Consider the following 6,979-nt stretch of genomic DNA (forward strand, 5'->3'; position numbering starts at 1 on the left):
CGGTGTCCCGTACGACGGGCCAGCCGGACCCCGCCGCTCCGCCGGTGCGGCCGGTGGGCCGGGGTGTGCCGGTCGGCTGGGGCAGCACGGCGGTGCGCTCGACAGCGGAGGCGGCCGAGGCGGCGGAGGCGTGGGGCAGGACGGTGGTGCGGTCCTCGGCGCCCGGGGCCTTCGGCAGGACGGCGGTACGGTCCGTGTCCGGCGCCGTGGGCAGGACGGCCGTCCGCTCCGCGTCGGGGCCCGTCGTGCGCCGGAAGTCGGTGGCGGCGCGCGCGTTGCGCGGGCGTGGGACGACGGCCGTCTCGTCGGCGTCGGTCGGGGCGGCCTGTCCGCCCCGGGGTATCGCCGAGCCGGTGACGCTCACGGTGCCGGTCCGGATGCCGCTCGGGGCGCCGCCCCGGGTGAGCGCACCGCCCTGTACGACCGGCCAGCCGCCACGGCTCGTCCCGGCGTTCCCCTCGCGGAGCGTCCCGGTCTCGGCGACCGTTCCGCTCTCCGGGAACGCCTGGGTCCTGTTGCCCTCTGCCAACGGCGGCTCCGGGGTCGCGGATGCGACAGCGGGCCATTCCGGTTGGGCGTCTTCTCGCCACTGTTTCACGCGTGCAATCCCCCACGAAACCGTTCAGGGGGCGCCGCGCTCCCGAGCCTCACACCGACGGATCAGGCCCCCACCGGGTCCGGAGCGCCCCCTTTATCACACTGTGCTCGGGCCCCGAATGTAGCGCATGTGAAGGTTTCGGGTTCATGATGCGTCACATATGGCCGTTCATCACATCTTCGTCGGTGGCCGGAATCCATCCATCGGCGGGCTTCTCGAGCCAGCCCTCGGCGCGCGAGATCTCGGCGGCGCCCCTGCGGAGCGCGTCCAGCGCCGGATGGACCAGGCTCTTCCGCCACACGAGCGAGACAGGTGAAAGCGGGACAGGATCGACAAGCGGCCGCAGCACCGCGCCCGGCATGGCCGAAAAGTCCACCACTGCGAGGACGGGAACGCGTGTTCTGCTCATGACCCGGGCGAACTCCTCGCGCCCCACAGCCATCGGAACGGGTGACGCCGGAAGGATGCCGTGTCGCTCGAAGAGCTGACGTGCGAGGCCGGTCCACTCCCGCGTACCCGCGTTGCCCGCGCCGGCGTACACCGTCGCACCGGCCAGCGCGCGCACCGGCACTTCGGGCAGCGCGGCCAGCGGGTGGTCCTCGGGCAGGAAGACGGCCATCGGCTCGTAGCGCACGGGCTGGTGGCCGAGGCGGGCGCGGACGGCCGGGGCGAGTCCCGCGAAGCGGCCGAAGGAGGCGTCGAGCCGTCCGGCGAGCATGTCGTCCGCGGCCTTGGTGAGCCCGCTCTCGTAGCGCGCGGTCAACTCGTGGGCGGGGGCCAGCTCCCGGGCCCGTACGAGCACGCGGCGCGTGGTGCCCAGGCCCTCCGAGTTGAGGTCGACCAGCAGCGGGCGTGTCCGACCGAACGCCGTGAGCAGCTCCTCCTGCGCGACGAGCACCCGCCGGGCGAGCGGCACCAGCCGTTCACCGTCGGCGGTGAGCGCCACCTGCCGTGTCGTCCGCACGAACAGCTCGGCCCCCAACTCCCGTTCCAGCCTCCGCACATCACGACTGAGCGCCTGTTGCGCGACGTACAGCCGGGCGGCGGCGCGGCTGAAGTGCAGCTCCTCGGCGACGGCGAGGAAGGCGCGGAGAAGGCGGGGGTCCACGGAGGCGACGGATGCGGTCACGGCCGTGAACTTACAACGCGGGTGCGTGAATTGGGCACGAGAAAGGTGTTGGACGGAGACCGGTGCCCCGGGTGAACGTGCATGTCATGCCCCAACTCACCACCTATCGAAGCCTCTTCACCCGCCCCGGAACCACCGCCTTCACCCTCGGCAATCTCGTCGCCCGTCTGCCGATGGGGATGTTCTCGGTGAGCGCGGTCGTGATGATCGCGGGGGCGCGGGGTTCGTACGCGCTCGCCGGGGCGGTCACCGCGACCGGCCTGGCGGCGACGGGTCTGGCCGGACCCTGGACGGCACGGCTGACCGACCGGTACGGCCAGGCGCGGGTCGCCGTGCCCGCCACCCTCACGGCGGTGGCGGGCAGCCTGGCCCTGCTGCTGTGCGTGCACTTCGGCGCCCCCGACTGGACCCTGTTCGCCGCCTACGCCGCGACCGCCGCCACCCCCAACATCGGCGGCCTCTCCCGCGCCCGCTGGGCCCACCTCCTGCGCGACGACCCCGACGCCCTGCACACCGCGAACTCCTTCGAGCAGGCCGCCGACGAGCTGTGCTTCATGCTGGGCCCGGCCCTGGCGTCCTTCCTGACCGGCACCTTCTTCCCGGAGGCGGGCACGCTCATCGGCGCGGCCCTGCTCCTGACCGGGATGCTCGTCTTCACCGCCCAGCGCTCGACGGAACCCCCGCCCACTCCCCGCTCCACGGCCCCCTCCCCCCTCCGCACCCGGGGCATCCCGACCCTCCTGGCGACCTTCCTGGCCACCGGCGCGATCTTCGGCTCCCTGGAGGTGGTGACGATCGCCTACGCCGACGCCCAGGGCCATCGCGCCGCGGCGGGCGCGATCCTCGCCCTCCAGGCGGCGGGCTCCTGCGCGGCGGGCCTGCTGTACGGCGCCCTGAAGCCGACGGGCTCCCCCGCCCGCCGCCTCCCCTGGTGCCTCCTGGCGATGACGGCCCTGATGACCCTCCCCTGGCTGTCCGCCACCACGACCGGCACCCTCACACTCCTGGCCCCCACCCTCCTCCTGGCCGGCATGGCCACCGCCCCCACCATGGTCACCGCCATGACCCTCCTCCAGACCCACACCCCACCCGACCGCCTCAACGAGGGCATGAGCCTGGCGGTGACGTCCCTGCTGACGGGGATCGCGTGCGGCTCCGCGATGGGCGGCTGGGCGGTGGAACACGCCTCGTCCACCACGGCCTACCTGGTCCCGGCAGGGTCGGCGGCCACCGCCCTCCTGATCGACCGCCTCGGCTCGATCGGACGGCTCGCCGCGGCGGAGATCACGGGCGCCGAAGCGCGAAGGTGATCAGTGGCGGGGCAGGTCGGACAGGTCGTACCGGGGATGACCGAGGGCGGTGGCGATCTCCGCGTAGCGGGCCGACTGGGCTTCCGTCACCGGCACTCCGTAGGCGATCAGGACGCGGAGCAGCAGGCGGAAGCCGAGGTCGGGACCGACATGGGCGGTGACCTGTTCCAGCGCGGGAACGGCCGTCTCCGCGAGGGCGAACCAGGGGCTGGTCGAGGCGCCGTACCAGGGGCTGTCGTGGATGCCCCGGGTCAGGGCGGGCGCGATGTCCCGCAGTTCGCGCAGGACGGCGTCCGTCGCCCCGGCCGGCGGGCGGGCCGGCAGGACATCGGGCACCGGCTCCGGCAGAAGCCCGGCGCACACATCGCCGACCCCGCGCAGCCACTCCCTCGGCCGCGCGACCTCGTACCCGCGCGCCGTGGCCACCCGCCACAGCCCGGCGAGCGTGTCGTCGGACAGGGGTGAGCGCGCCAGCCGCAGGGTGTCCTCCAGGAGGGCGAAGGCGTACGACCCCGGGACGGTGCCGGTGCGGTCCCCGGCGGCGCCCCGGATTCCGTCCTCGACGGTGTACGCGTGCTGCCACAGATCACCGTGGAAACGCCCGGCCAGCAGCGAGAACCCGAAGTCCTCCGCGAAGCGCCGCCCGGCCGACGGATCGTCGAAACGCGGCCAGCTCACCGCGAGCCCCTCGGCCACCAGCCGCCCCGGATACCCGAACCCCTCCGCGATCTCCTGATACCGGTCGTACCGCCGCACGGACACCATCACCCCGCGCGCCTTGAGTACCCGGAGGAACAACCGGAAGCCGAGATCGGCGTCGACCTCGCCGACGACCCGCTCCAGCGGGGCCGGTCCGACGCCCCGCGCCTCGGCGAGCACGACCCGGCGCATCGCCTGCTCGTTCACCGTGACGAGCGGTGGATTTCCGTACCGCTCCGGTTCCCCGGCGGCCCGAGCCGCCGAAACGACACCGCTCAGCCAGTCACGCGTGCGGGGCCCCGGATCGTCACCGCCGCCCGAGGCCGCCGACCAGAGCCCACGGACGTCCTCGTCGGAGAGCGGCGACTCCAGCAGCAGGCGCGCGTCCGCGCAGAGGACGTGCAGTTCGTCGGCGTCCCCCGCCGGAAACTCCGCTCCCTCGGCCAGCCGGCTCAGCCCGAAGTCCTCTTCGTGCCGCCAGAAACGCGCTTCCCGCTGGTTCTCCGCGACCAGGAACCGTACGGAGTCCACCACGAACTCTCCGTACTGGAGACCCTCCCCGATGGCCTCCATGTCCCCGTACTGATCCGGTGACAGGGACGCGGTGGAGTCGTTGACGACCGTGCGCAGCAGAATCCGGAAGGCGAGGTCCGCGGTGCAGTGGCGGGCGCAGGCGGTGAGCGCCTCGCGCACCTCGGGGGTCAGGAACCCCAGGCGTCCGACGAGGGCGATCACCGCGTCCCGTTGGGGTCCGCCGTCCTCGATGTCGGCACCCGTGAGCGGGGGCACCTCCGCTGTGCCGGACAGCCGGGCGTCGCACAGGGCGGCGACCGTCCTTGTCCATTCCGCGCCGGTGATCCGGGCGAAGCCGGGCAGGTACTGCGTCCCGGCCGTCCAGAGCGCTTCCAGGGTCCGCGAGGAAAGAGCGCGGACAAGAGCGTCGGCATCGCGGCGGACCGCCAGGGCGTCTTCGTCGGGTGCCGATGCCAGATGCTTCGCGACGACGTCGGCGGCGGTCTCCGCGTCGTAGATCCAGTCCTGATGGAAGAAACCCATCACCCAGGAGACACCGAAATCGAACTCGGTGAACCTCGGCACGTCGCGTCACCTTCCCCGCTCGTCGCTCATGGCGAAGGCCCCGTCACTCGCTGAGTGACGGGGCCTTCGCCCACATGGGTTCGGGGGGCCGGGGCCCTCCGGATCGTGGAGATGGCGGGAATCGAACCCGCGTCCACCGGTGCGGAAACAGGGCTTCTCCGTGTGCAGTTCGCTTCGATTTTCTCGGCCCCGGAGATCACGCGAACAAGTCTCCGACGGGCTCAGTCACTGTTAGATTTCCCTCTTCACCCCGTGACCGGGATCAAGGTTTAGTTCCCTAGCTGATGCCAGGATCCGGGTCGGGAACAGCCCCGGGCTGACACTTCGCAAGTCGCTACTTAGGCAGCGAGGGCGAAGGAATCGCGCTTGGTGTTGGCGATTATGTTTTGCGACATATGGTTTACGAGATCATTGCCGCTTCCTCGACACGCTTCCCCTGCTTCGACATCCGCTGTCGAAACCGATCATCCCCATGTTGTTTTTTCAAGTGCCCCCGGTGAGGGAGGCGCGCACCCGCTGTGAGGTGCAGGTGCCATCGTAAGGGAACAACGCCGGACCACGCCAGCGCATTCCCGCTCAGCCGCGCTGCTTCCGCTTCGCCGACGCGATCGCGCGGTCCGACTCCCGGCGGTCCTGCTTCTCCCGCAGGGTCTGCCGCTTGTCGTACTCCTTCTTGCCGCGCGCGAGCGCGATCTCGGCCTTGGCCCGGCCGTCCTTGAAGTAGATCGCCAGGGGCACGATGGTGTGACCCGTCTCCTGGACCTTGGACGCCAGCTTGTCGATCTCCTCGCGGTGCAGGAGCAGCTTGCGCTTGCGGCGCACGGAGTGGTTCGTCCAGGTGCCCTGGAAGTACTCCGGGATGTGGACGTTGTGCAGCCAGGCTTCGTTCCCGTCGATCTGGACGAAGCCGTCGGTCAGCGAGGCCCGTCCCTGGCGCAGCGACTTCACCTCGGTGCCGGTCAGGACGATGCCGGCCTCGTAGGTGTCGATGATCGCGTAGTCGTGGCGCGCCTTCTTGTTCTGCGCGACCATCTTGCGCTTGCCGTCCTTGGCCGCCTTCGCGGCTCCCCCGCCCTGCTTGGGCTGGGACTCCTTCGGTACGTACATTCCCTTGCTCATAGTGCCCACATTTTCTCACCGGACAGGGGGTGGGAGGGAAGCGTATTTCGGTGCCCGCGCCCGGGTGTCTACGACGGGTCGCCGAGCCCCGTCAGCACCGTCTCCGCCCGCTCCAGCGCCCCCGCCCCCGCGTCCAGGTCCGGGGTGATGCCCCGGCCGTCCACGGCGTGACCCAGCGGAGTGCGGTAGTGGCCCACGGTCAGCTCGGCCACCGAGCCGTCGGGCAGGTCGGTCGGCATCTGGACCGAGCCCTTGCCGAAGGTGCGGGAGCCGATCACGACCGCCCGGCCCCGGTCCTGGAGCGCGCCGGTGAGCATCTCGGCCGCGCTCATGGTGCCGCCGTCGACCAGGACGACCAGCGGGCGGGCGGTGTCCCCGCCGGAGGCGGCGTGCAGGGCGCGCTGGGCGCCGTCCACGTCGTAGGTGGCGACCAGGCCGCCGTCGAGGAAGGCTGAGGCGGTGGACACGGCCTCGGTGACCAGGCCGCCCGAGTTCCCGCGCAGGTCGAGCACGACCCCGGTGCCGGCGGGCGCCCGGCGGACCGCGTCGCGCACGGCCTCGGCGGAACCCTTGGTGAAGGCGGCGACCCGGACGACGGCGACACCGGGGACCGGGCGGGTCACGGTCACGGGGTCGGTGGACAGCCGCGCCCGGTGCAGCGTCAGGCTCCACGCGCGGTCCCCGCGCCCGATCCCGAGCACGACCGGCGTTCCGGCGGCCGCGTCCTCGGCGTCACCGCGCAGTAAGGAGACGACCTCGGTGACCGGGAGCCCCTCCACCGCACGGCCGTCCACGCTGCGCAGCCCGTCGCCCCGGCGGATGCCCGCACCGGCGGCGGGCGAGCCGGACCGGACCCGGGTCACCTCGATACGGCCGTCCCGTCCGCGCCGCGCCCACAGCCCGACGCCGGTGTACTCGCCGTCCAGGGCCTCCTGGAACTCCGCGTAGTCACCGGAGGAGTAGACGGCGGCCCAGCGGTCCCCGCTGCGGCTGACGGCCCGTTCGGCGGCCTCCGTCGGGGACTCG

The 6,979-nt window shown here is 72.2% G+C and carries 5 protein-coding genes, 1 other RNA gene and 1 pseudogene; 1 reads left to right on the forward strand and 6 read right to left on the reverse strand.

Annotation, left to right across the window (positions count from 1 at the left end; all coding sequences use genetic code 11):
• Nucleotides 1-529: pseudogene (locus GTW40_RS33580) on the reverse strand (hypothetical protein); the annotation flags it as partial.
• A gap of 223 nt (nt 530-752) precedes the next feature.
• Nucleotides 753-1,727: a LysR family transcriptional regulator gene (locus GTW40_RS21890; RefSeq protein ID WP_161181893.1), complete on the reverse strand. Its 975-nt coding sequence runs from the start codon at nt 1,725-1,727 to the stop codon at nt 753-755.
• 86 nt (nt 1,728-1,813) lie between these two features.
• Here GTW40_RS21890 and GTW40_RS21895 point away from each other — a divergent pair, with 86 nt between their 5' ends.
• Nucleotides 1,814-3,037 carry an MFS transporter gene (locus GTW40_RS21895; protein ID WP_161181894.1) on the forward strand — a complete coding sequence of 408 codons (1,224 nt, stop codon included), beginning with the start codon at nt 1,814-1,816 and terminating at the stop codon, nt 3,035-3,037.
• On the opposite strand, the gene GTW40_RS33270 is transcribed toward GTW40_RS21895, so the two are convergent.
• The 4 genes from GTW40_RS33270 to GTW40_RS21915 form a co-directional block, all read right to left on the reverse strand.
• A complete protein-coding gene (locus tag GTW40_RS33270; RefSeq protein ID WP_343245758.1) occupies nt 3,038-4,834 on the reverse strand; it encodes a contact-dependent growth inhibition system immunity protein in 1,797 nt (598 codons plus the stop codon).
• Nucleotides 4,835-4,937: 103 nt separating this feature from the next.
• Nucleotides 4,938-5,306: a transfer-messenger RNA gene (ssrA, locus tag GTW40_RS21905) on the reverse strand.
• A 104-nt stretch (nt 5,307-5,410) separates the two neighbouring features.
• Complete coding sequence (gene smpB, locus GTW40_RS21910) at nt 5,411-5,953, reverse strand: SsrA-binding protein SmpB (protein WP_161181895.1); 543 nt, start codon at nt 5,951-5,953, stop codon at nt 5,411-5,413.
• A 68-nt stretch (nt 5,954-6,021) separates the two neighbouring features.
• On the reverse strand, nt 6,022-6,979 hold a 958-nt coding region (locus tag GTW40_RS21915), incomplete at its 5' end, for a S41 family peptidase (protein WP_161181896.1).

Source organism: Streptomyces sp. SID4985, assembly GCF_009863025.1.
Taxonomy (GTDB): Bacteria; Actinomycetota; Actinomycetes; order Streptomycetales; family Streptomycetaceae; genus Streptomyces.

Excerpts from the sequence above, each read along its gene's own strand:
- GTW40_RS21895 (WP_161181894.1), top strand. The coding sequence starts at position 1,814 with ATGCCCCAACTCACCACCTATCGAAGCCTCTTCACCCGCCCCGGAACC.
- smpB (WP_161181895.1), bottom strand. The coding sequence starts at position 5,953 with ATGAGCAAGGGAATGTACGTACCGAAGGAGTCCCAGCCCAAGCAGGGC.